General features: G+C 72.2%; 17 protein-coding genes. 13 read left to right on the top strand and 4 right to left on the bottom strand.

Going from position 1 to position 23,791, the window contains the following annotated elements:
• Positions 1-21 precede the first annotated feature (21 nt).
• The 3 genes from VT52_RS26625 (at position 22) to VT52_RS26615 (ending at position 4,682) form a co-directional block, all read left to right on the top strand.
• Positions 22-1,947, top strand: coding sequence for an IucA/IucC family protein (locus tag VT52_RS26625; RefSeq protein ID WP_046426152.1), 1,926 nt, complete (start codon positions 22-24; stop codon positions 1,945-1,947).
• A 46-nt stretch (positions 1,948-1,993) separates the two neighbouring features.
• Positions 1,994-2,629: a GNAT family N-acetyltransferase gene (locus VT52_RS26620; RefSeq protein ID WP_240509886.1), complete on the top strand. Its 636-nt coding sequence runs from the start codon at positions 1,994-1,996 to the stop codon at positions 2,627-2,629.
• A 76-nt stretch (positions 2,630-2,705) separates the two neighbouring features.
• Positions 2,706-4,682, top strand: coding sequence for an ATP-dependent DNA helicase (locus VT52_RS26615; RefSeq protein WP_046426150.1), 1,977 nt, complete (start codon positions 2,706-2,708; stop codon positions 4,680-4,682).
• Between the two features lie 131 nt (positions 4,683-4,813).
• On the opposite strand, the gene lexA is transcribed toward VT52_RS26615, so the two are convergent.
• A complete protein-coding gene (lexA, locus tag VT52_RS26610) occupies positions 4,814-5,593 on the bottom strand; it encodes a transcriptional repressor LexA (RefSeq protein WP_046426148.1) in 780 nt (259 codons plus the stop codon).
• A gap of 586 nt (positions 5,594-6,179) precedes the next feature.
• Here lexA and nrdR point away from each other — a divergent pair.
• Together nrdR and VT52_RS26600 are read left to right on the top strand one after the other, a co-directional pair.
• Positions 6,180-6,743, top strand: coding sequence for a transcriptional regulator NrdR (gene nrdR / locus VT52_RS26605; protein ID WP_046426167.1), 564 nt, complete (start codon positions 6,180-6,182; stop codon positions 6,741-6,743).
• Between the two features lie 164 nt (positions 6,744-6,907).
• Positions 6,908-9,805, top strand: coding sequence for a vitamin B12-dependent ribonucleotide reductase (locus VT52_RS26600; RefSeq protein WP_046426146.1), 2,898 nt, complete (start codon positions 6,908-6,910; stop codon positions 9,803-9,805).
• Between the two features lie 188 nt (positions 9,806-9,993).
• On the opposite strand, the gene VT52_RS26595 is transcribed toward VT52_RS26600, so the two are convergent.
• The gene (locus VT52_RS26595; protein WP_046426143.1) at positions 9,994-10,527 is read right to left on the bottom strand and encodes a TerD family protein; all 534 of its coding nucleotides are present in this window, start codon (positions 10,525-10,527) and stop codon (positions 9,994-9,996) included.
• Between the two features lie 149 nt (positions 10,528-10,676).
• On the opposite strand from VT52_RS26595, the gene VT52_RS26590 reads away from it, so the two are divergent.
• The 3 genes from VT52_RS26590 (at position 10,677) to VT52_RS26580 (ending at position 12,963) form a co-directional block, all read left to right on the top strand.
• Positions 10,677-11,282 carry a YdbC family protein gene (locus tag VT52_RS26590; RefSeq protein ID WP_046426141.1) on the top strand — a complete coding sequence of 202 codons (606 nt, stop codon included), beginning with the start codon at positions 10,677-10,679 and terminating at the stop codon, positions 11,280-11,282.
• A 103-nt stretch (positions 11,283-11,385) separates the two neighbouring features.
• Positions 11,386-12,045 (top strand): histidine phosphatase family protein, encoded by a 660-nt coding sequence (locus VT52_RS26585; protein WP_046426139.1) that lies wholly within the window; start codon positions 11,386-11,388, stop codon positions 12,043-12,045.
• Positions 12,046-12,057: 12 nt separating this feature from the next.
• Positions 12,058-12,963 (top strand): ADP-ribosylglycohydrolase family protein, encoded by a 906-nt coding sequence (locus VT52_RS26580; protein WP_046426138.1) that lies wholly within the window; start codon positions 12,058-12,060, stop codon positions 12,961-12,963.
• A 54-nt stretch (positions 12,964-13,017) separates the two neighbouring features.
• Here the strand turns inward: VT52_RS26580 and VT52_RS26575 are convergent, their stop codons facing one another.
• On the bottom strand, positions 13,018-13,650 hold the full coding sequence (locus VT52_RS26575) for a TetR/AcrR family transcriptional regulator (protein WP_046426164.1): 633 nt from the start codon (positions 13,648-13,650) through the stop codon (positions 13,018-13,020).
• A gap of 170 nt (positions 13,651-13,820) precedes the next feature.
• On the bottom strand, positions 13,821-17,876 hold the full coding sequence (locus VT52_RS26570) for a type I polyketide synthase (RefSeq protein ID WP_143070919.1): 4,056 nt from the start codon (positions 17,874-17,876) through the stop codon (positions 13,821-13,823).
• 325 nt (positions 17,877-18,201) lie between these two features.
• Here VT52_RS26570 and VT52_RS36055 point away from each other — a divergent pair, with 325 nt between their 5' ends.
• The 5 genes from VT52_RS36055 to VT52_RS26545 form a co-directional block, all read left to right on the top strand.
• Positions 18,202-18,531 carry a helix-turn-helix domain-containing protein gene (locus tag VT52_RS36055; RefSeq protein WP_079175280.1) on the top strand — a complete coding sequence of 110 codons (330 nt, stop codon included), beginning with the start codon at positions 18,202-18,204 and terminating at the stop codon, positions 18,529-18,531.
• Between the two features lie 219 nt (positions 18,532-18,750).
• Positions 18,751-19,971 (top strand): fatty acid desaturase family protein, encoded by a 1,221-nt coding sequence (locus VT52_RS26560; protein ID WP_240509885.1) that lies wholly within the window; start codon positions 18,751-18,753, stop codon positions 19,969-19,971.
• A 95-nt stretch (positions 19,972-20,066) separates the two neighbouring features.
• Positions 20,067-20,501, top strand: a complete 435-nt coding sequence (locus VT52_RS26555) for a cobalamin-dependent protein (RefSeq protein ID WP_046426136.1) — start codon at positions 20,067-20,069, stop codon at positions 20,499-20,501.
• Positions 20,498-21,928, top strand: coding sequence for a methylaspartate mutase (locus tag VT52_RS26550; RefSeq protein ID WP_079175279.1), 1,431 nt, complete (start codon positions 20,498-20,500; stop codon positions 21,926-21,928). The genes VT52_RS26555 and VT52_RS26550 overlap by 4 nt, the downstream gene beginning before the upstream one ends.
• 2 nt (positions 21,929-21,930) lie before the next feature.
• Positions 21,931-23,791, top strand: a 1,861-nt coding sequence (locus VT52_RS26545) for a 2-oxoacid:acceptor oxidoreductase subunit alpha (RefSeq protein ID WP_071387667.1), incomplete at its 3' end; no start/stop codon positions are given.

Raw genomic sequence — 23,791 nt, 5'->3', positions numbered from 1 at the left:
CCCCCGTCCCGAGGAGCCGTCTTGACCGCCACCCCCACCCCCGACGGCCGTTCCGGCGCCGCCGAAGAACCGGGAGCCGCCGGGACCGGCGCGCCGTACGCCGAGGCGGTGCCGCGGCAGCGCCGGCGGATCGCGGATCCGGGCCGCTGGAGCGAGCCCGGCGCGGAGCCGCTGGACGATCCCGACGCCTCGGCCGCGGCGCGGGCCGCCACCGTGGAGAACCTGCTGCGCTGCTGGGTACGGGAGACCGGCCTGCGCGCCCCGACGACCGGCCCCCTGCGCATCGTGCTGCCCGCCACCGGCACCTGTCTGCTCGCCCCGGTCCGGTACTGGTCCCCGGCCGGCTGGCACCGCTTCGGGCCGCCCCGGTTCGCCGACGCGCCCGAGACCGCCCCGCCCGTCGACGCCGTCACCCTCGCGGCGCTGCTCACCAGGGAGAGCGCGGGCGACGACGGCGACCTGGTGGCCCGAGTCGCCGACTCCCTCCGCCGTACCGCCGTCTTCGTCCGCGACCGGCGCGCCCGTCCCGCCGACGGACCCGACCTCTTCCTCGGCGCCGAGCAGGCCCTCCTCCTCGGCCACCCCCTGCACCCCACCCCCAAGAGCCGCGAGGGCCTGACCGAGGCCGAGGCCGGCCTCTACTCACCGGAGACGCGCGGCTCCTTCCCGCTGCACTGGCTGGCCGTGGCCCCCTCCGTGCTCGCCACCGACTCGGCCTGGACCGAGCGCGGCCGACCCGTCCCCGCCGACCACCTCGCCCGGCGGCTGGCGGGCACCCCGCTGCCCCTGCCCGACGGGTACACCGCCCTCCCGCTGCACCCCTGGCAGGCCCGCGAGGTACGGCACCGCGCCCCGGTCGCCGCGCTGTTCGACGCGGGACTCCTCAGGGACCTCGGCCCGCACGGCCCCGCCTGGCACCCCACCTCCTCCGTGCGCACCGTCTACCGCCGCGGCGCCCCGGCGATGCTCAAGCTCTCGCTGGGGCTGCGCATCACCAACTCCCGCCGGGAGAACCTGCGCAAGGAGCTGCGGCGCGGGGTCGAGGTGCACCGGCTGCTGCGCGCGGGCCTGTTCAAGCAGTGGCAGGCCGCCCACCCCGGCTTCGACATCGTGCGCGACCCGGCCTGGCTCGCCGTGGACGACCCGGACGGGCGGCCGGTGCCCGGCCTCGACGTGATGATCCGGCACAACCCCTTCACCCCGGCCGACGACGCCGGCTGCCTCGCGGGACTGATCTCGCCCCGGCCACTGGCCGACGCCACCGTCTTCGCCCCCGGCACCCCCTTCGCGCCCGGCGCGGGGCGGGACGGCGCCCCCGTCCCGCCCATGCGCTCCAGGCTCGCCCTGCTCGTCGCCGGGCTCGCGGACCGCACCGGCCGTCCTGTCGCCGCGGTCGCCACGGAGTGGTTCCTGCGCTACCTGGAGCACGTCGTCCGCCCCGTTCTCTGGCTGGACGCCGAGGCCGGCATCGCCCTCGAAGCGCACCAGCAGAACACGCTCGTCCTGCTCGACCGCGACGGCTGGCCCGCCGGCGGCCGCTACCGCGACAACCAGGGCTACTACTTCCGGGCGTCCCGCCGCGCCGAACTCGACGCCCGGCTGCCCGGCATCGGCGAGCACAGCGACACCTTCGTCCCCGACGAGGTCACCGACGAACGCTTCGCGTACTACCTCGCCGTCAACAACGTCCTCGGCCTGATCGGCGCCCTCGGCTCCCAGCACCTCGCCGGCGAACACCTGCTCCTCGCCGCCTTCCGCCGCTTCCTCACCGGCCTCGCCACCGGCCCGGCGGCCCTGCGCACCCCGCTGCCCGCCCGGCTGCTCGACTCACCCGTCCTGCGCTGCAAGGCCAACCTGCTGACCCGGCTGCACGGTCTGGACGAACTCGTCGGCCCGGTCGACACCCAGTCCGTGTACGTCACCATCGCCAACCCCCTGCACCCGTAAGGCCCTCGGGCAGAGCAGAGAGGAACCCGCCGTGCCGCCCACCGACGTGCGCACCGCGCCCACCTCGGTCCTGGACCTCCTCACCGACGGGACCGTCGCCTTCACCGACGACCTCCTCGACGGCCTCCACACCTCCTGGGAACCGGTGCGGACCCCCGTCGGCACCTTCCAGCTGGCCCCCGTCCGCCTCGACCGCGACCTCCCCCTCGTCCACGCCTGGATGAACGACCCCGCCGTGGCCGAGTTCTGGGAACTGGCCGGGCCCCGCCACCGCACGGCGGACCATCTGCGCGCCCAACTCGACGGCGACGGACGGAGCGTGCCCTGCCTCGGCGTGCTGGACGGCGCCCCGATGAGCTACTGGGAGATCTACCGCGCCGACCTGGACCCGCTCGCCCTCCACTGCCCGGTCCTGCCCCACGACACCGGCATCCACCTGCTCCTCGGCGCCGCCGGCGACCGCGGCCGGGGGCTCGGCTCGGCGCTGCTGCGGGCCGTGGCGGACCTCGTCCTCGACCGGCGCCCCGCCTGCGCACGCGTCGTGGCCGAACCCGATCACCGCAACACGCCCTCGCTCGCCGCGTTCCTCGGTGCCGGTTTCCGGTACGCGGCCGAGGTCGACCTGCCCGGCAAGCGGGCCGCGCTCATGATCCGGGACCGGGTGCTGCGCGATGTTCTGTAGCGTCGAGTGAGCGGGGTCTCACCATGGGTGTGAACGGCCTCCGATTGTCAGCCCCGGGCCGTAGGGTGGTCGGGCTATGACGAAGCCCTCCCTCCCCGAACTCCTGCACGCCGCCGTCGCCGCGGTCGGCGGCACGGAGCGCCCCGGCCAGGTGACCATGGCCGAATCGGTCGCCGAGGCGATCGACGACGGTTCCCATCTGCTGGTCCAGGCCGGCACCGGCACCGGAAAGTCGCTGGGCTATCTGGTGCCCGCGCTCGCGCACGGGGAGAGGGTGGTCGTCGCGACGGCCACCCTCGCCCTCCAGCGCCAGCTGGTGGAACGCGACCTGCCGCGTACGGTCGACGCACTGCACCCGCTGCTGCGCCGCCGCCCCGAGTTCGCGATGCTCAAGGGTCGCTCCAACTACCTGTGCCTGCACCGGCTGCACGAGGGCATGCCCCAGGACGAGGAGGACGGCCTCTTCGACCAGTTCGAGGCCGCCGCGCCCACCAGCAAGCTGGGCCAGGACCTGCTGCGGCTGCGGGACTGGTCGGACGAGACCGAGACCGGTGACCGGGACGACCTCACCCCGGGTGTCTCGGACCGGGCCTGGGCGCAGGTGTCGGTCTCCTCGCGGGAGTGCCTCGGCGCCACCAAGTGCGCGTACGGCGCCGAGTGCTTCGCGGAGGCGGCCCGCGAGCGAGCCAAGCTCGCCGAGGTCGTCGTCACCAACCACGCGCTGCTGGCCATCGACGCCATCGAGGGCGCCCCGGTGCTGCCCCAGCACGAGGTGCTGATCGTGGACGAGGCGCATGAACTCGTCTCCCGGGTCACCGGCGTCGCCACCGGCGAGCTGACCCCCGGCCAGGTCAACCGGGCCGTGCGCCGCGCCGCGAAACTGGTCAACGAGAAGGCGGCCGACCAGCTGCAGACCGCCGCGGAGGGCTTCGAGCGGCTGATGGAGCTGGCCCTGCCGGGCCGGCTGGAGGAGATCCCGGAGGATCTCGGCTACGCCCTGATGACGCTGCGGGACGCCTCCCGTACGGTCATCTCCGCGCTCGGCACCACCCGCGACAAGTCCGTCCAGGACGAGGACGCCGTCCGCAAGCAGGCCCTGGCCTCGGTCGAGACCGTCCACGACGTGGCGGAGCGGGTGCTGAACGGCTCGGAGTGGGACGTCGTCTGGTACGAACGGCACGACCGCTTCGGCGCCTCCCTGCGCATCGCCCCCATGTCCGTCTCGGGGCTGCTCAGGGAGAAGCTGTTCGCGGACCGCGCCGTCGTCCTCGCCTCCGCGACCCTCAAGCTCGGCGGCGACTTCAACGGCGTCGGCGCCTCGCTCGGGCTCGGCCCCGAGGGCGTCGAGGGCGAGGACCTGCCGCAGTGGAAGGGCATCGACGTCGGCTCCCCCTTCGACTACCGCAAGCAGGGCATCCTGTACGTGGCCAAGCACCTGGCCCGTCCCGCGCGGGACGGAGACCGCGGCGACATGCTCGACGAGCTGACGGAGCTGATCCAGGCGGCCGGCGGCCGTACCCTCGGGCTGTTCTCCTCCATGCGGGCCGCGCAGCTCGCCGCCGAGGAACTGCGCTCGCGGATCCCCGAGTACCCGATCCTGCTCCAGGGCGAGGAGACGCTCGGCGAGCTGATCAAGAACTTCGCGGCCGACCCGAAGACCTGTCTCTTCGGCACGCTGTCGCTGTGGCAGGGCGTGGACGTCCCCGGGGCAAGCTGCCAGCTGGTCGTCATGGACAAGATCCCGTTCCCGCGCCCCGACGACCCGCTGATGAGCGCCCGCCAGAAGGCGGTGGAGGACGCGGGCGGCAACGGATTCATGGCGGTGGCCGCCACCCACGCCGCCCTGCTGATGGCCCAGGGCGCCGGCCGTCTGGTGCGCGCGTCGGGGGACCGGGGCGTGGTCGCGGTACTGGACCAGCGCCTCGCCACGGCGCGGTACGGCTCCTATCTCAAGGCGTCCCTGCCCGACTTCTGGTACACCACGGACCGCGACCAGGCCCGCAGGTCGCTCTCGGCGATCGACGCGGTGGCGAAGCAGGCGGAGGCCGAGTGAGCCCCTGGCCGGGCCCGGCCCATGGGTGTGGGGGCCCATAGACACAAGTAGACACAAGGCAGGGCCCCGGAACCGGCGCAGAGGTTCCGGGGCCCGGTCAGGGGGCGAGCGGGGTCCGCTCGCCGCGGGCGTCACACGCGCCGCAGTACGGCGACCACCTTGCCCAGGATGGTGGCGTCGTCGCCGGGGATCGGCTCGTAGGCCGCGTTGTGCGGGAGGAGCCAGACGTGGCCGTCCTCGCGCTTGAAGCGCTTCACCGTGGCCTCGCCGTCGAGCATGGCGGCCACGATGTCGCCGTTCTCCGCGACCGGCTGGCGGCGGACGGTGACCCAGTCGCCGTCGCAGATCGCGGCCTCGATCATGGAGTCGCCGACGACCTTGAGGACGAACAGCTCACCGTCGCCGACCAGCTGGCGGGGGAGCGGGAAGACGTCCTCCACGGACTCCTCGGCGAGGATCGGTCCACCGGCGGCGATCCGGCCGACCAGTGGCACGTACGAGGCGGCGGGCTTGCCGCTGGTGTCCGTGGGCTGCACCGAGACGGCCTGGTCGGAACCGCGGACCTCGTAGGCGCGCGGGCGGTGCGGGTCGCGGCGCAGGAAGCCCTTGCGCTCCAGTGCCATCAGCTGATGTGCCACGGAGGAGGTGCTGGAGAGGCCGACGGCCTGGCCGATCTCCCGCATGGACGGCGGGTACCCGCGCCGCTGCACGGAGTCCCTGATGACCTCGATCACGCGACGCTGCCGGTCGGTGAGTCCGGAGCTGTCCGCCCGGATACCTGGAGGTCGGCCCGGCAGGGAGCGCCGGGGCCCCTCGGGATTCGTGGCTTCGCTCATCGCGTGTACCGGCTCGACCCGGCCCTGGGAGCGGTCCTGGGCGGTGATGGTGGCACTGTCTGCGGTGGTGGTCACGTCGGCCCCTCTCGATGGTCTCCCTGCTGGACAACGGTAGTTGCTTTCGAAAGGTTGCGCCAAACACACGTTCGAGTGAAAAAGTGCGCTTCACCTGTCGCAGTCGCGTGTTTGGGTGTATGGGCGGACGTGGTGCGGGGCGGGCAAAAGCGCTCTTTGTCGTGCGTTGTACTCTTTCCCGCCGGGGTCGCCGACCTCGTGAATGCTTCCCCAGTCTGCCATCCGGAACCCGTCCCGCCCGGACGAGGGTTCCGTTCTGCGCCGGAGTCCCACGCGTCCTCCGTGCGGCGCCCACGGTATCTCCGTAAGCGCCACAGGGGCGCGGTCACGCGCCCGCGTGTCCTTCGCCGGCGGGGCGCCCCGGATCCCGGAGAGCGCACCGGACCGCCGTTCCCGCGCGACACGCGACCCGGCCTTGGCGAATGGGCCAATCCCCACATGTAGTGGTTGGATGGCTACAGCGGCCCACAAGTTGTGGTGACCCCGGTCCGAGACGGTTCAGCGATCGCCTATGCTTAGGGCTGCTTCGCGGGGCCCCTGGGGCTCGGCGAGGCTGTCGAGTCTGCTGTGAGGAGGGTTGGAGATCATGCACTGCCCCTTCTGCAGGCACCCCGACAGCCGTGTGGTCGACAGCCGTACGACCGACGACGGCACGTCGATCCGCAGGCGCCGCCAGTGCCCCGACTGCTCCCGTCGTTTCACGACCGTGGAGACGTGCTCGCTCATGGTGGTGAAGCGGTCCGGAGTCACCGAGCCCTTCAGCCGTACCAAGGTCATCAACGGTGTGCGCAAGGCGTGCCAGGGGCGGCCTGTCACCGAGGACGCGCTCGCCCAGCTCGGCCAGCGGGTCGAGGAGGCGGTGCGGGCCACCGGCAGCGCCGAGCTGACCACCCATGACGTGGGGCTGGCCATACTCGGCCCGTTGCAGGAACTGGACCTCGTCGCCTATCTGCGGTTCGCCTCGGTCTACCGGGCGTTCGACTCGCTCGAGGACTTCGAGGCCGCCATCGCGGAACTGAGGCGGGCGACGCGCGACCCCGCGGCGGACGGGACGGGCCCGGCGGGCGGGACGGCCGCGGGGAGCCAGGAAGACGAACGCGGCGCCGGCGGGACCTCCCAGGTCCCCCAGCCCGCGCAAGCCGCCGACTGACCGGCGCGCGGGAGACCGGGAGAGGGCCCGGACTCCGGCCGCGAGGCGGCGACCTAAGACCTGTCGCGGGTGGACGCTGAGGTGCCCGCGACACAAGACAGAACACCGTGCCACGGGAACAAACGGGGCACTTCTGGGCGTTTTTGCCCGTACAGGGAGGCGGCATGACAGAGACGGCGAGCGGTCCGGCACGAGGTTCCCGCGCCAAGGGCGGCAAGGCGGGCACCAAGGGGCTGCACATCGAGCGCATCCACACCACCCCCGGCGTACACCCGTACGACGAGGTCGAGTGGGTGAGCCGTGACGTCGTCATGACCAACTGGCGCGACGGCTCGGTCAACTTCGAGCAGCGTGGCGTCGAGTTCCCCGACTTCTGGTCGGTGAACGCGGTCAACATCGTCACCAGCAAGTACTTCCGCGGTGCCGTCGGCACCCCGCAGCGCGAGACCGGCCTCAAGCAGCTGATCGACCGCATCGTGAAGACGTACCGGAAGGCCGGTGAGGACCACAAGTACTTCGCCTCGCCCGCCGACGCGGAGATCTTCGAGCACGAGCTCGCCTACGCGCTCCTGCACCAGATCTTCAGCTTCAACAGCCCGGTCTGGTTCAACGTCGGCACCCCGCAGCCCCAGCAGGTCTCCGCCTGCTTCATCCTGGCCGTCGACGACTCCATGGAGTCGATCCTCGACTGGTACAAGGAAGAGGGCATGATCTTCAAGGGTGGTTCCGGCGCCGGCCTGAACCTGTCCCGCATCCGCTCCTCCAAGGAACTGCTCTCCTCCGGCGGCAACGCCTCGGGTCCGGTCTCCTTCATGCGCGGCGCCGACGCCTCCGCCGGCACCATCAAGTCCGGTGGCGCCACCCGCCGCGCCGCCAAGATGGTCGTGCTCGACGTCGACCACCCCGACATCGAGGACTTCATCGAGACCAAGGTCAAGGAGGAGGAGAAGATCCGCGTCCTGCGCGACGCGGGCTTCGACATGGACCTGGGCGGCGACGACATCGCCTCCGTCCAGTACCAGAACGCCAACAACTCGGTCCGCGTGAACGACGAGTTCATGACGGCCGTCGAGGCGGGCGGCGACTTCGGGCTGCGTGCCCGGATGACCGGCGAGGTCATCGAGGAGGTCGACGCCAAGTCGCTCTTCCGCAAGATCGCGGAGGCCGCGTGGGCCTGCGCCGACCCGGGCATCCAGTACGACGACACGATCAACAACTGGCACACCTGCCCCGAGTCCGGCCGGATCACCGCGTCGAACCCGTGCAGCGAGTACATGCACCTGGACAACACGTCCTGCAACCTCGCCTCGCTGAACCTGATGAAGTTCCTGAAGGACGACGGCCAGGGCAACCAGTCCTTCGAGGCCGAGCGCTTCCAGAAGGTCGTCGAGCTGGTCATCACCGCGATGGACATCTCGATCTGCTTCGCGGACTTCCCGACCCAGAAGATCGGCGAGAACACCCGCGCCTTCCGCCAGCTCGGCATCGGCTACGCCAACCTCGGCGCCCTGCTGATGGCCACCGGCCACGCGTACGACTCCGAGGGCGGCCGCGCCCTGGCCGCCGCCATCACCTCCCTGATGACCGGCACCGCCTACCGCCGCTCCGCCGAACTGGCCGCGGTCGTCGGCCCGTACGACGGCTACGCCCGCAACGCCGACGCCCACAAGCGCGTCATGAAGCAGCACGCCGACGCCAACGGCAAGGCCGTCCGCATGGACGACCTGGACACCCCGGTGTGGGCCGCCGCCACGGAGGCGTGGCAGGACGTGGTCCGCCTCGGCGACAAGAACGGCTTCCGCAACTCCCAGGCGTCCGTGCTCGCCCCGACCGGCACCATCGGTCTGGCGATGTCCTGCGACACCACCGGCGTCGAGCCCGACCTCGCGCTCGTGAAGTTCAAGAAGCTCGTCGGCGGCGGCTCGATGCAGATCGTCAACGGCACCGTGCCGCAGGCCCTGCGCCGCCTGGGCTACCAGGAGGAGCAGATCGAGGCGATCGTCGCCCACATCGCCGACAACGGCAACGTGATCGACGCCCCCGGTCTCAAGCAGGAGCACTACGAGGTCTTCGACTGCGCCATGGGCGAGCGGGCCATCTCCCCGATGGGCCACGTCCGCATGATGGCCGCGATCCAGCCATGGATCTCCGGCGCGATCTCCAAGACGGTCAACATGCCGGAGTCGGCGACCGTCGAGGAGGTCGAGGAGATCTACTTCGAGGCCTGGAAGCTCGGCGTCAAGGCGCTCGCGATCTACCGCGACAACTGCAAGGTCGGCCAGCCGCTCTCCGCCAAGAAGAAGGAGGACGAGAAGGCCGAGATCGCCGAGAAGGCCGAGGACACGATCCGTACCGCGGTCGAGAAGGTCGTCGAGTACCGCCCGGTCCGCAAGCGCCTCCCGAAGGGTCGTCCCGGCATCACCACGTCGTTCACCGTCGGCGGCGCCGAGGGCTACATGACCGCCAACTCCTACCCGGACGACGGTCTGGGCGAGGTCTTCCTGAAGATGTCCAAGCAGGGTTCGACCCTCGCGGGCATGATGGACGCCTTCTCCATCGCGGTCTCCGTCGGCCTCCAGTACGGCGTGCCGCTGGAGACGTACGTCTCGAAGTTCACCAACATGCGCTTCGAGCCGGCCGGCATGACGGACGACCCGGACGTGCGGATGGCGCAGTCCATCGTGGACTACATCTTCCGCCGCCTGGCGCTGGACTTCCTGCCCTTCGAGACCCGCTCCGCGCTCGGCATCCACTCCGCCGAGGAGCGCCAGCGGCACCTGGAGACCGGTTCCTACGAGCCGGCCGACGACGAGGTCGACGTCGAGGGCCTGGCCCAGTCGGCGCCGCGCGCCCAGGAGCTGACGGCAGTCGCCGCCCCGAAGGCCGAGGCGGAGACCGCCGCGCCGGCCCCGAAGCAGGCGCACACCAGCGCCGAACTGGTGGAGATGCAGCTGGGCATCCAGGCCGACGCCCCGCTCTGCTTCTCCTGCGGCACCAAGATGCAGCGCGCCGGTTCCTGCTACATCTGCGAGGGCTGCGGCTCGACGAGCGGCTGCAGCTGACGCTCCGCGAGTGACCCGCTGAAGCGAGGGGGCGCCGACCGGCCGGTCGGCGCCCCCTCGCCGTTCGGCACCCGGCGCGGCGGACGCCGGCCGGTACCGGAGGCGTCCGCGCGGTGCGGGGGCGCTGTCCCCGGTGTGACCCGGGAGTCGGCCCGGCCCCGCCCTCGTGCCGCCGTGCGGACCGGCCGTCAGGCCTGGTGGGTGCGCCCCATCACCCGGGTGAAGGACTCCGGGTCCTCCTGGAAGCCGTGGACGCCGGGGTGGAAGACCCATTCGCCGGAGTCGTTGCGGATGAACTCGGCGATGGTGGCGGCCGTGGCGTCATGGACGGCGGTGAAGTCGTCCTCGGCGAGGACGGTGTAGCCCTCGCGCACGCGCATGGCGGGGTTGAGGACACCGGAGAACGTACGCCGGGCGGGCTGCTGCTGGATGACGACGCCCACCACCACGCGGCCGTAGCGCTCGCTGAGCCGGTCGACCTCCAGGGTCATGACCTCGTCCCAGCCGAAGCCCCGCCCGTCCGTGCTGTCCCGGTTGAGGAAGATGGTGCCGTCGGGCGAACGGCTGTCGAAGTGCACCAGGTAGGCCGGCGCGCCGTACGGGTCCCGCGCGTCGAAGGTCGCCGCGATGATGTCGAGGTCCGTGGGCGCCGTACCCGTCGGGCTGGGGTCCCACCTGACCGCTACCTCTAGCTTGCGCATTCCCTTGCTGAAACCGGTCACCGGGCCTCCCCTTCCCTGTGGGACCACGTCCTCAACTCCTGTGCAGCCGAGGATTCTTGTCCATCGTGCCATGTACTCCGGCCCATGCGCGCGGACGAACTCCCGCGGAGCGTGACCGACGCCACGCCCGGTGGCCTTACGATGGCGCGGTGCTGGTCAAGTGGATTCGCTGCACCGTGGTGGACCGCCGGGGGTTCGAGCGGGGGCAGCGGAAATGGGCGGGGCTCCCGGGAGAGCCGGGTTTCAGGGGACAGGGCGGAGGCTGGAGCAGGCGGCGGCCCGACGTGGCGCACGTCGTCGCCTTCTGGGAGAGCCGCGCCTTCTACGACTCCTTCATGGCCCGCTCCCACGACCGGCTCGCCGCCGCCCAGGTCGGCACCTTCAAGGACGCCCAGGTCAAGCTGTTCGAGTACCGGTTCGACGTGAAGACCGGCTTCGAGCCCCGCTTCACCGACTCCGATCTGCTCAGGATCGCCCTGTGCCGGGTCCACGAGGAACGTGTGGAGCACTTCACCCTCATGCAGGAGAAGGTCTGGAACCCGGCCATGGCGGGCTCGCCCGGCATGATCCGCGGGATGTTCGGCGAGGCCCCCGAGCAGGAGTTCCTGATCCTGTCGATGTGGCGGGCCGCCGCCGAACACGGCAAGTACCGCACCGAGCGGATCGAACGCCTCGCCCTGCGCGCCCAGACCGAGGCGGACATCGCCGCCCTCTCCGGCGACATCGTCGACCTGGAGCCGTCCTGGACGGTCTAGCGCGACATACCGCCCGGCCGGTATGAAAGCGGTTCCTGTGACGTCCGCCGTACGGGCCGTGCTGGATTGCCCGGTTCCCCGTCCCCCGCTCTAGGGTTTCGGCATGGCACGACCACGGCGCATCGTCCTCGTCCGGCACGGCGAGTCGACGGGCAACACCGACGACTCCGTGTACGAGCGCGAACCGGACCACGCCCTGGCGCTGACCGACCTCGGCCGGCGGCAGGCCGAGGCGGCCGGCGAACGGCTCCGGGAGCTGTTCGGCCTCGAACGCGTGAGCGTGTACGTCTCCCCGTACCGCCGTACCCACGAGACCCTCCGCGCCTTCCGGCTCGACCCCGGCCTCATACGCGTCCGCGAGGAGCCCCGGCTGCGCGAGCAGGACTGGGGCAACTGGCAGGACCGCGACGACGTGCGCGTGCAGAAGGCATACCGCGACGCCTACGGCCACTTCTTCTTCCGCTTCCCGCAGGGCGAGTCCGGCGCCGACGTCTACGACCGGGTCGGCGGCTTCCTGGAGAGCCTCTTCCGCAGCTTCGAGGCCCCCGACCACCCGCCCAACGTGCTCCTGGTGACCCACGGCCTCGCGATGCGGCTGTTCTGCATGCGCTGGTTCCACTGGACGGTCGCCGAATTCGAGTCCCTGTCCAATCCGGACAACGCCGAGATGCGCGTGCTCGTACTCGGCGAGGACGGCCGCTACACACTCGACCGGCCCTTCGAACACTGGCGTGAACCGGTGCCGGACTGGGCCACCGGATAGAGTGGCGGAGCGATGACCGCACACTTCTCCCTCCACGGACGCCATGAGCGCGCCCTGGCGAGCCTGCGCGGACTGGCCGTCGGGGACGCCCTCGGTGCCCAGTTCCTCGTCCCGGCCCATCACTTCCTGGTCAAGCGCCGCGAGCTGCCGCCCGGCCCCTGGCCGTGGACGGACGACACCGAGATGGCCTGTTCCGTGCTCGCCGTGCTCGCCGCGCACCAGCGCATCGACCAGGACGCCCTGGCCCGCTCCTTCGCCGACCACCACGACCCGGACCGGGGCTACGGCCCCACCGCGAGCCGGCTGCTCGCCCTCGTCCGGCAGGGCGAAGACTGGCGCGGACCCGCGGCCGCCCTCTTCCACGGGCGGGGCTCCTGGGGCAGCGGCGCCGCGATGCGGACCGCGCCCCTCGGCGCCTGGTACGCGGACGACCCGGAACAGGCCACCCACCAGGCGGAGATCTCGGCCTACCCCACGCACCAGCACCGGGAGGCGGTGGTCGGCGCCATGGCGGTGGCGGCGGCCGCGGCCCTGGCCGGTTCGCCGGACGGCCCGCCCGCCCCCGAGGCGTTCCTCGACGGTGTGATCGCACTCGTCCCGAAGAGCGCGGTCGGCCAGGGACTGCGCCGCGCCCGCGACATGCTCGACTACGGCGACGCCGGAACCGTCGCCGCCGTGCTGGGCTGCGGACGCCGCAGGACCGCCCATGACACCGTGCCCTTCGCCCTGTGGTCCGCCGCGCGCGGCCTCGGCGACTTCGAGACGGCGTTCTGGACGACGGCGCGGGTGGGCGGCGACGTGGACACCACCTGCGCGATCGTCGGCGGCGTCCTCGCCGCGGGCAAGGCGGGCGCACCACCCGCCGAGTGGACGCAGCGGGCGGAGGCGCTGCCCGGCTGGGTTCCGCGGACCGTCTGACGGGCGCGGCACGCGCGTCCCGACCGGCCGCGGCCGAGGAGGGACTCGCGCCGGTCAGACGTGCTGCACGGCGGCGATGCCGTGCAGCAGCACCTTCAGGACCGCCTGGAGCTCCTCGTCCAGTTCCCCCCGCCGGCCGTCCCGCGCGTGCTGCGACCAGCGGTAGAGCGCGCCGAAGTAGACGTCCCGCAGCAGATTGCCGACGCGTTCGGGCACGAGGTCCGGGACGAGCTCGCCGGAGCGGGCGCCGGACTCGATGATGTCGGCGAATATCTGGGCGACGTAGGGCTCCTCGCTCAACGGCCGCCCGGCCTTCACCCACGCGGAGAGCATGGCCGTGGTGACCTCCTGCTCCTCCTCGTTGATCCGGGCCAGCACCGACATGCACCGCACCAGCTGGGCGACGGAGTGCGAGCTGTGGGCGTCTTCCTGCTCCAGGTAGCCGAGCAACTTGGTCCGCCGCTCCTCCCCCCAGGCGCTGATGACGTCTTCCTTGCGCTGGAAGTAGTTGAAGAAGGTGCCCCGGGCGACATCGGCGCGTTCGGCGATCTCGTCCACCGACGTGCGGTCGTAGCCCTGCTCGGTGAACAGGGCCAGCGCGGATGAGTAGAGGCGTTCTTTGACGCGCTGCTTGTTGCGTTCGCGTCGGCCGGGCGACTGCGTCCCGCCTGACGGACCAGGAGCCATGTTCATCTCCGCTTCACGGGGCTGACAACGACTGGAAGTTTCGAGGCTTTGGCACAATTTTTATACCACAGTCTAACTATGGGGGCGAGTTCGACTTCACCATATGAGCCAGGGCCGTCACACCAGTGCGGTGCGACGGCCCCGTGTCGAACGCTGCTGCCCGGACCGGCCTACACGTGCGCGGCCTTCACCACCAGGCCGCGCACGATCCGCTCCAGACTCTCCGCGCCCAGCAGCCGTCCCGCGGTGATGTCCACCCCGCAGCCGGTCTTCAGCCGCTTGCGGAGCTGGACGGCCATGAGCGAGTCGAGTCCGAGGTCGCGCAGGGAGCGGCGCGGGTCGAGATCGGCCCGTGCGACGCCGAGCACCTCGGAGGCGGCGGCGAGGAGTGCGTCGGCGGGGGACGGGCCGGGAGGCGGGGCGGGGTGCGCGGCCGGGCGCTCGGCGGGGGCGGCGACCAGGGGCGCGGAGCCGGGGTGCGCGGCGACCGTGTGCGCCGGGTCGGGGTGCGCGGTGGCCCCCGTCGGAGCCGCGGCGCGGTGCTCCGGCCGGTGCGGTGCGGCCGGCTCCGCCGGATGTCCGCCGAGGCGGAGTCCCCGCCGGGCCGCCGGTGGCCGGATCATGGTGGCGAAGCGGGACAGCAGCGGACGCGCGGGGTCGAGCCGGGGCGCGCCCAGCCGGGCCGGCAGCGCGCGGACCAGGGATGCCGCCGCCGGGAGGGGCGGGCACTCGGGCCGCCCCGCGCGTCCGGGCTCCCCCGGTCGGCGCAGCGCGATCCCGCGGAACTCCGCCAGCACCCGCCCGTCCCCGTCGAGCACCAGCACCTCGCCGCGCGCCTGACGCGCGTCGGGACCGGGGGTGACGACGGCCAGGCTCCAGAAGTCCTCCGGCAGCTCGCCGTAGAGCTGGGCGCTGTCGATGCCGGTGGGCAGGAAGCCGCGGTCCTCCTCGCCGGCGCGCCGCGCCTCGGGCCAGGCCGCCACCAGCGGCAGCAGCGCCGTTTCCCACAGCCCCGGCGCGGGCTTGGCCAGCCGGATCCGGGCCACCGCCTCACCGCGCCGCCGCCACAGCTGCTCCACCGCGCCGGCCGACTCGCCGACGCGGAGCCCGTAGCCGCCCGCCAGCGCGCGGAACCCGGCGGCGGACAGGAACTCGTGGCAGCGGGCCAGGGCGTGGTCCAGCGCGCGCGGCGCCCGGCGCCCCGCGCACCCGTCCACCGGGGACAGCGACGCGCGGGAGCAGGGGACCGGCTCCGCACCGTCCGGCTGCTCCAGCTCCACGACCGCCCGCCAGGAGTCGCCGGACGGTTCCAGGGCGACGGCGAGCACGGCCGCCTCGGGGTCCGGGAGGGGCACGGGGGCGGGGGCGAGCCGTACGTCCCGTACCGCGAACGTCCCGGGGATGTTGCGCGCCGCCGTGTCGAGTACGGCGGCGACCTGGACGGCGGGCGGCAGCACGGTCGTTCCGGCCACGCCGAGCTGCTCGGCCCAGCCGGCGATGCCCCACCGGCCCAGCTCCACCCGGCCGGTGAGGGCGCTCGGCGCCCGGCGCGGGGCGGCGGCCGGTGCCTGCCGGAACTCGGTGCGCTCCCAGGGATAGTGGGGGAGCGGCACCGGCCGTACGGGGCGCCCGTACCACCGCGTCCAGTCCACCGGGCCGCCCACCGCGAAGAACCGGCCCGCGGCACGCAGGAGTTCGGCCGCCTCGTCGGCGCCCCGGCGCAGCGAGGGTACGGCGGTGCCGGGCACCCCGTGGTGGGCGAGGGTGTCGATGACCGAGGCGGTGAGCACCGGGTGGGGGCTGATCTCCAGGAAGACGTTCTCCGGCGCCTCGCCCTCGACGGCGAGCCGTCGTACCGCCGCGTGGAACCGCACGGGTTCGCACAGGTTGTCCGCCCAGTAGCCGCCGTCCAGTTCGGGACCCGCCACCGGCGCGCCGCGGACGGTGGAGAACAGCCCGGTGGCTGCTTGCGCCGGGCTCAAGTGCACGAGTCCGACAGCAAGTTCGGTGTGCAGCGGGCGCATCTGCGGTGAGTGCGAGGCCACGTCGACGTCCACCAGTCGGCACAGCACCCCGTCCGCCTCCAGCCGGGCCGCGAGGGCGGCGAGGGCGTCCGGGGCGCCGGCGAGCACCGTGCAGTCGGGGGAGTTCTCGGCGGCCACGCACACCGACGGGATCCGGGAGACGACCTCATGGGCCCGGTCCGCGGACAGCTCGACGACGAGCATGGCGCCTCCGCCCGCCACGCGCCGCATGAGCCGGCTGCGGCGGCAGATCACCGCGGCAGCGTCCCGCAGCGACAGCGCGCCGCTGACGCAGGCCGCCGCCACCTCCCCCATGCTGTGCCCCACACACATCTCCGGCTCCACGCCGAGGCCCCGCCAGGCCGCCGCCAGGGCCACCTGTACCGCCCACAGCGTGGGCTGGACGATCTCCACCCCGCCGGGGAAGCGGTCGGCCTCCCGGGTCAGCAACTCCTCGACGGACCAGCCCAGTTCCGCACGGACGGCCTGGTCGCAGGCGCGCAGCGCGGTGCGGAAGGACTTGTTCGAGGCGAGCAGGCCCCGGCCCATGCCGAGCCACTGCGAGCCCTGGCCGGAGAAGACGAAGACGGGGCGGCGCGGGCCGCCGAAGCCCGCCTCGCCGAAGCCGCCGTCGGGGGTCTGCTCACCGTCGGCCAACGCCCGCAGGGCGGCGGCCAGTTCGTCGTGCGAGGTGCCGATGGCCCAGAGCCGGTGGGGGCCCGCTTCGCGACGGGTCGCCGCGGTCGCGCAGATCGCGCCGAGTTCCTGGTCGCGGCCCGCGCCGTGCGGGCCGAGGTGCTCCGCGTACGCCCTCGCCAGCCGGCGCAGCGCGGCGGCGGAGCGGGCGGACAGGGCCAGCAGATGCGGGCCGGCGGGCGTCCGCTGTCCGGCCGGCGGCCGGTGGTCGACGAACTCGCCCACGACGACGTGGGCGTTGGTGCCGGACAGGCCGAAGGAGCTGACGCCGAGCAGGCCCTGGGGGCCGGCCTTGGCGAGCGGTGTGTTCTCGGTGACGACGCGGACGGCCGGCCGTTCGCCGGTGAGCAGCGGATGCGGATCGGACAGGTGCAGGGAGGCGGGAACGACGCCGTGGCGGGCGATCAGCACCGTCTTGATCAGCCCGGCGATGCCCGCGGCGGCCTCGGCGTGCCCGATGTTGGTCTTCACCGAGCCGCAGCGCAGCGGCCGTTCGCCGCCGGCCGCCTCCGCCAGCGCCCGCAGTTCCACCGAGTCACCGGCGGGTGTCCCGGTGCCGTGCGCCTCGACGTAGTCCAGCTGGGACGGTTCGATGCCCGCGCTGCGGCAGGCGTCGCGGAGCATCCGGACCTGTCCGGAGACCGAGGGTTTCAGCAGCAGGCCGCTGCCCTGGCCGTCGTTGGTGACCGCGCTGCCGAGCAGCAGGGCGAGCACGGGGTCGCCGTCGCGCAGCGCGTCCGGCAGCGGCTTGAGGACGACCGCGCCGACGCCCTCGCTGCGCACGAACCCGTCGGCCGAGGCGTCCCCGAACCGGCACCGCCCGTCGGGCGACAGCATGCCGCCCTGCGAGTAGGCGATGGAGTCCCGCGGGGACACGATGATGTTGACGCCCGCCGCGATGGCCAGGCCGCTCTCGCCGGTCAGCAGGCTCTGCCGGGCCGCGTGCACGGCCACCAGCGAGGAGGAGCAGGCGGTGTCCAGGACCAGGCTGGGGCCGCGCAGGTCGAGCGCGTAGGAGACCCGGCCCGCGGTGACCGCGCGCAGCCGGCCGCCCACGGTGTCGCGGACGCCGGGGCCCTCGTCCGGGCGGCCGGTCTCGCCGTATTCGGCGGTGGCCTGGCCGACGAAGACACCGGTACGGGAACCGGCGAGACCTGCCGGGGCGATTCCCGCGGATTCCAGCGCCTCCCATACGACGTGCAGCAGGATCCGCTGCTGGGGGTCCATGCTTCTGGCCTCGACCGGCGAAATCCCGAAGAATCCGGCGTCGAACGAGAACGCGTCGTCGAGGAAACCGCCGTCCCGTGACACGGTCTTGCCTGGAGAGGGGGACCGGCCGGCGTAATGGTCGTCGATGTTGAATCTGTCCTCGGGAATCCGGGAGACAGCCTGGGAGTTGGTCATCAGAAGATCCCAGAATTCCTCGGTGTTGTTGGCGCGAGGAAAACGGCACCCCATACCGACGACGGCTATGGGGACGCCACCTGTGCACGGGAAGCGCTCCACGTACGTTCACCTTCGATCAGAGCCGATGAGAACAAACACGACCGCCTTGCCGCAGGAGGGCAAGGCGGGTTGAGGTGCGCGGTACAAGTGCGATGCAAAGTTACACCGCCAACCAAGATTGACCTAGAGGCTCACGGCTGCGACCAGGAATCTGTCTCGGTATGCGAGATGTGAAGGGGTTGTTTGTGGGCGCATGTCCGCATTCGCGGCATCTGGGCTGTGACTCACGTCACCGAATACTTGTACTTGCGTCTCCTTATGTATGTCAGTCTAGTCTTGTCTCCGCGTTTATGAATGATCAGCAGACCACGACGGGGGAGCAACGATGTCCGATGCGCCGTTAAGGTTCAGAGCCGTCGCGTACGCCGGTCGCGGCCCCGACCCCCTCGACCCGCTGCCCGACTGGTCCGACGCGCTCGCCGGGGTCGTCCACCTCTCGGCGCGCGAGCACCAGGTGTTCCTGATGCTCGGCGCCGGCCATTCCAACCGCAGCATCGCCGCACGCCTCCGCGTGACCGAACGCACCGTCAAGGCACATGTGGCGCAGGTCCTCAGTAAACTCCAGGTGGAATCCCGGCTTCAGGCCGGTCTCGTCGCACACGCCTATCGCGTCATGAACGAAAGTCCAATTCACAGCCCGCGGCACTCGGGATAGAAATAGATCCCGGCGCACCACTCCGCATCGCGTCGGAGCGGCTGAGCCGTCCCCGAGGCGGCCAGGGGGCTCATCATGCCCTCCTGGCCCGCGCAATTGCCGTGGTGCCACCTGGAGCGCGCCCTCGGCGGAGTTCTCTTTCCCATTCCCTCGTGGAATTCCGCAGCCATTTCGGCCTGCACTGCTGGAACGCACACTCCCCGGACTAGGAGATGACGCGTGTCCCTCACCGATGTCGAGATCAGGAGCGCCCGTTCGCAAGGCGCGACCGAACCCGCAGACCCCCGGGAAACCATGCGGGCCCTGCCCGGTTTCCTCCAGTACCCGCTCACCGTCTTCACCGGCAAACCGCTGGCCGAACAGACCCGGCTGCCGTGGACCCCGACCTTCCACCTGGTGGCGGCCGCCTTCGCGATGCTCGCCGGCGCGGCCGTCTCCTCGGCCGCCTGGGCGCTCGGCGGCTGGTGGCTCCTCGCCCTGCTGCCCGGCTGGGCGCTCACCCTGCACGGCCTGCGCAACCTGCGCATGATGGTCTACCACCAGTGCTCGCACCGGAACATGTACCGGCGCCGACGGCTGGACACCGCCATCGGGCGGGCCATCTCCAGCCTGCTGGTCATCCAGAACTTCGAGCGCTACAGCCGTGAGCACGTCAGCGACCACCACGCCGCCCACCACATGACACTGCGCGACCCCACCGTCCAGGCCTTCCTGGTCAGCCTCGAACTGCGCCCCGGGATGACACGGGGCCAGATGTGGCGCCGGGTGACCGGCAAGCTGCTGTCCCCCCGCTTCCACCTCGCCTTCTCCGTCTCCCGGGTGCGCTCCTTCTGGAGCACCGCCGCACGCGGCGAGAAGGTCACCGCCTGCACGCTCTACACGGCCCTGGCCGCCACCACCATCGCCACCGGCACCTGGCCGGCCCTGCTGCTCGCGTGGCTCGTGCCGCTGCTGCCGCTGTTCCAGGTCAGCAACACCCTGCGGCTGTGCGTCAAGCACACCTTCCCCACGGCCGGCACCGAAGTCCGGCGCGGCCGCGACTACTTCGCGGGCCTGACCAACGCCATCTTCATCGGCGAGCCCGCGCCCTCCACGACGCTGCCGGCCGGACGCCGCGCCCTCGCCTGGAGCCGCTGGGCGCTGCGCATGCTGTTCGTGCACGCCCCGACGCGCTACCTCGTGCTCACCGGCGACACCGTGGTGCACGACTACCACCACCGCTACCCGTCCAGCCGGGAGTGGGCCGACTACCTGTTCGCCCGCAAGCGGGACATCGAGTCGGGCCACAAGGGCTGGCCGGAGTACCGCGAGGTGTGGGGGCTGGTCCCCGCCATCAACTACGTCTTCGACTCCCTGGCGGACGCCGACCCGGCCGAGTACGACGTCGCCCGGCTCCCGCAGGTCAGCAAGCGCGAGCTCTTCGCGGCCTTCGACGACTGAAGTACGCACCGCACCGCGCCGGCCGACCGCCGACGCGGCCCCGGCACGGCCGACCGCCGGGCCGACCGACCCCACTCCAGAGGAGCACGTTACCCATGCAGCAGCGGAAGATCATCCTGGGAGTGGCCGCGAGCGACGCCCACGCCGTGGCCAACCACCTGATCGCCCATGCCCTGCGCGGTATCGGATTCACCGTCGTCAACCTCGGCACATGCACCCCGGTCGAGGAGTTCGCGGAAGCCTGCCGGGAGCATCCCGATGCCGAGGCGGTGGTCATCGGCAGCCTCAACGGCCATGTGCACGAGGACCTGCGCGACCTGGCCGCCGCCAAGGCCGAGGGCACGATCCGGTGCCCCGTCGTCGTCGGCGGGAACCTGTCGGTCGGCAGCAGGAAGGACCCCTCCGCCCTGGAGCGGCTCCACCGGCTCGGTGTCGACCGCATCGTGAACGACCCGGCCGTGCTGCCCGCCGTCCTCGACGAGCTGCGCGCCACCCGCCCGGCGGCCGAGCCGCTGCTGGCCGTGTCATGAGCGGCAAGGTCGTCCTCCTCGGCGCGGACCGCGCCGGGGAGGCCCCCCACGGCAACCGGGCCCTGCCCTCCCTCGAGGACTCCGTGGACTACGTCGCCGGCCTCGGCAAACCCACCGCCGCCCAGGTCCTCCAGGACGCCCGCGAGTCGGGCCGGGTGGCGATCCAGCCCCGGTGCGGCGTCGGCGGCCACGAGGAGATGAAGGCCCTGCTGCGGGACCTGGAGAACGAGGCGGCGCCCGACCTCCTCACCCTGACCATCGACTCCCACACCCGGCTCAAGCGGTTCGAGCAGGCGCTGCGCACCCTGAACCGCGACCCCGCGGACCTCAACGGCTACCCGCTGGTCACCCATGGCTGGCGGCGCGGCCGGGAGCTGAACGAGTCCGTCGCCGCGCCGCTGGAGATCCGCCACGGCTCGCCCGACGCCCGCGCCCTCTTCGACGTCTCGGTGGCCTCCGGGATCACCTCGTTCGAGGGCGGCGGCATCTCCTACAACCTGCCCTACTCCAAGGCCGTCCCGGTCGCGGAGTCCCTCGCCGCCTGGGAGGACGTGGACCGGGTCTGCGGCCGGCTCGCCGAGCTCGGCCTGGTCGTCGACCGGGAGCTGTTCGGCACGCTGACGGCCGTCCTGGTGCCGCCCTCGATCAGCCTCGCGATCAGCGTCGTGGAGGCCGTGCTCGCGGCCCGCGCCGGGGTGCGCTGCATCTCCGTCGCCTATCCGCAGAGCGGCCATCTGGTCCAGGACGTCGCCGCGCTGCGCAGCATCCCGCTGCTGGCCCGCCGCTATCTGCCGCCCGGGGTCCAAGTGCACGCGGTCTTCCACGAGTTCATGGGCGTCTTCCCCAAGGGCCGCGCGCACGCCGAGGACCTGATCTTCTACGGTGCCCTTGTCGCCCGGCTCGGTGGCGCCTCCAAGCTGATCACCAAGACCTACCAGGAGGCGTACGGCATCCCCGACACGCGGGCCAACATCGAGGGCCTCCGACTCGCCGCCCGCGCCAACTCCCCGCTGCTCGACTTCGTCGCGGTGGACGCGGACCGGGTCGCCGAGGAGCAGGAGTGGATCCTCACCGAGGTCGCCGACATCGTCGAACCCCTGCTGGAGCAGCGCGATCTGCGGGCCGCCGTCACCGCGGCGCTGGAGCGCGGCACGCTGGACATCCCGTTCAGCGCGAGCCGTTACGCGAAGTCGGAGGTCATCCCGAAGCGGGACGCGGAGGGCGCGATCCGCTATCTGTCCGCCGGGTCGCTGCCGTTGTCCGGACGCGCGCTGCGCCGTAACGACGCGTTGCTGCGACACGACGCCCGAACCGGCGGCAGCGGTGCCGCGGACCCCGGTCTGCGCTCGCTCCTCGCCGATCTGACCGGAGACATCAACTACTTCCTCACCCTTTTCGGTGAGACCGACCGCGAGGGGACGTCGTGACCATCGCCGCCGAGCCCGCCGCACCGCACCGCGAGCGGAGCCTCGAACAGCCCCGGGAGCCCAAGCCGACCCGGACCCTCGACCGCGTGGTCATCCGCTTCGCGGGGGACTCCGGGGACGGGATGCAGCTGACCGGGGACCGGTTCACCTCGCAGACCGCCTCGCTCGGCAACGACCTGTCGACGCTGCCGAACTTCCCCGCCGAGATCCGGGCGCCCGCCGGGACCCTGCCCGGAGTGTCGTCGTTCCAGGTGCACTTCGCCGACCACGACATCCTCACCCCGGGCGACACGCCCGACGTGCTGGTGGCGATGAACCCGGCCGCGCTGAGGGCGAACACGGGCGACCTGCCGCGCGGTGCCGACGTCATCCTGGACACCGACGCGTTCACGCCCCGCAACCTGGCCAAGGCCGGGTACGACGGCTCACCGCTGGACGACGGCTCGCTGGCCGCGTTCACCGTGCACCCGGTGCCGCTGACCACGCTCACGGTGGGCGCCCTGGCCGGCTTCGAGCTGTCGCGCAAGGAGGCGGAACGGGCGAAGAACATGTTCGCGCTCGGTCTGCTGTCCTGGCTGTTCCACCGGCCGACCGACGGCACCGAACGGTTCCTGCGGACCAAGTTCGCGCGCCGCCCCGAGATCGCCGAGGCGAACGTCGCCGCGTTCCGCGCCGGCTGGAACTTCGGCGAGACCACAGAGGACTTCGCCGTCTCGTACGAGGTCGCCCCGGCCCAGCGCGCCTTCGCCCCCGGCATCTACCGCAACATCTCCGGGAACCTGGCCCTCGCCCACGGCCTGGTCGCCGCCTCCGTGCGCAGCGGACTGCCGCTGTTCCTCGGCTCGTACCCCATCACGCCGGCCTCGGACATCCTGCACGAGCTGAGCAGGCACAAGAGCTTCGGTGTGCGGACCTTTCAGGCCGAGGACGAGATCGCCGCGATCGGTGCCGCGCTCGGCGCATCCTTCGGGGGCTCGCTCGCGGTGACGACCACCTCGGGGCCGGGCGTGGCGCTGAAGTCGGAGACCATCGGGCTCGCGGTCTCCCTCGAACTGCCGCTGGTGATCGTGGACATCCAGCGCGGCGGCCCCTCGACCGGCCTGCCCACCAAGACCGAGCAGGCGGACCTGCTCCAGGCGATGTACGGCCGCAACGGCGAGGCCCCGGTGCCGGTCGTGGCACCCGCCACACCTGGCGAGTGCTTCACCGCCGCCCTCGACGCCGCCCGCATCGCCCTCACCTACCGCACCCCGGTGTTCCTGTTGTCGGACGGCTACCTGGCCAACGGCTCCGAACCCTGGCGCATCCCGGAGGTGGACGAGCTCCCTGACCTGCGGGTCGAGTTCGCCACCACCCCCAACCACGGCGACGAGTTCTGGCCCTACCTCCGCGACCCGGTGACCCTCGCCCGCCCCTGGGCGGTGCCGGGCACCCCCGGCCTGGAGCACCGCGTCGGCGGCATCGAGAAGCAGGACGGCACGGGCGACATCTCCTACGACCCGGCCAACCACGACCTCATGGTCCGCACCCGCCAGGCCAAGACCGACGGCGTCCTCGTGCCCGACCTGACCGTGGACGACCCCGACGGCACCGCGGACACCCTGGTGATCGGCTGGGGTTCCACCTACGGGCCGATCACGGCGGCGGTACGGCGCGTACGGGCCGGCGGCGGCCGGATCGCCCAGGCCCACCTGCGCCACCTCAACCCCTTCCCCGCCAACCTCGGCGGCGTGCTGTCCCGCTACCGCTCCGTGCTCGTGCCGGAGATGAACCTCGGCCAGCTCACCCGACTGCTGCGCGCCCGCTGGCTGGTGGACGCCCGCGCGCTGACCCAGGTCGACGGCATGCCGTTCAAGGCGGAGC

Origin of the sequence: Streptomyces malaysiense (assembly GCF_000980885.2) — a bacterium.
GTDB lineage: Bacteria > Actinomycetota > Actinomycetes > Streptomycetales > Streptomycetaceae > Streptomyces > Streptomyces malaysiense.
Note: the sequence above shows the minus strand (reverse complement) of the source record. Positions and strands in the feature narration are given on the sequence as shown.

Bases quoted from the DNA above. Each gene is read 5' to 3' on its own strand.
- VT52_RS26555 (WP_046426136.1), top strand. From the start codon at position 20,067: ATGCAGCAGCGGAAGATCATCCTGGGAGTGGCCGCGAGCGACGCCCAC.
- VT52_RS26580 (WP_046426138.1), top strand. From the start codon at position 12,058: ATGACCGCACACTTCTCCCTCCACGGACGCCATGAGCGCGCCCTGGCG.
- VT52_RS26615 (WP_046426150.1), top strand. From the start codon at position 2,706: ATGACGAAGCCCTCCCTCCCCGAACTCCTGCACGCCGCCGTCGCCGCG.
- nrdR (WP_046426167.1), top strand. From the start codon at position 6,180: ATGCACTGCCCCTTCTGCAGGCACCCCGACAGCCGTGTGGTCGACAGC.
- VT52_RS36055 (WP_079175280.1), top strand. From the start codon at position 18,202: ATGTCCGATGCGCCGTTAAGGTTCAGAGCCGTCGCGTACGCCGGTCGC.
- VT52_RS26575 (WP_046426164.1), bottom strand. From the start codon at position 13,650: ATGGCTCCTGGTCCGTCAGGCGGGACGCAGTCGCCCGGCCGACGCGAA.
- VT52_RS26600 (WP_046426146.1), top strand. From the start codon at position 6,908: ATGACAGAGACGGCGAGCGGTCCGGCACGAGGTTCCCGCGCCAAGGGC.
- VT52_RS26550 (WP_079175279.1), top strand. From the start codon at position 20,498: ATGAGCGGCAAGGTCGTCCTCCTCGGCGCGGACCGCGCCGGGGAGGCC.
- VT52_RS26585 (WP_046426139.1), top strand. From the start codon at position 11,386: ATGGCACGACCACGGCGCATCGTCCTCGTCCGGCACGGCGAGTCGACG.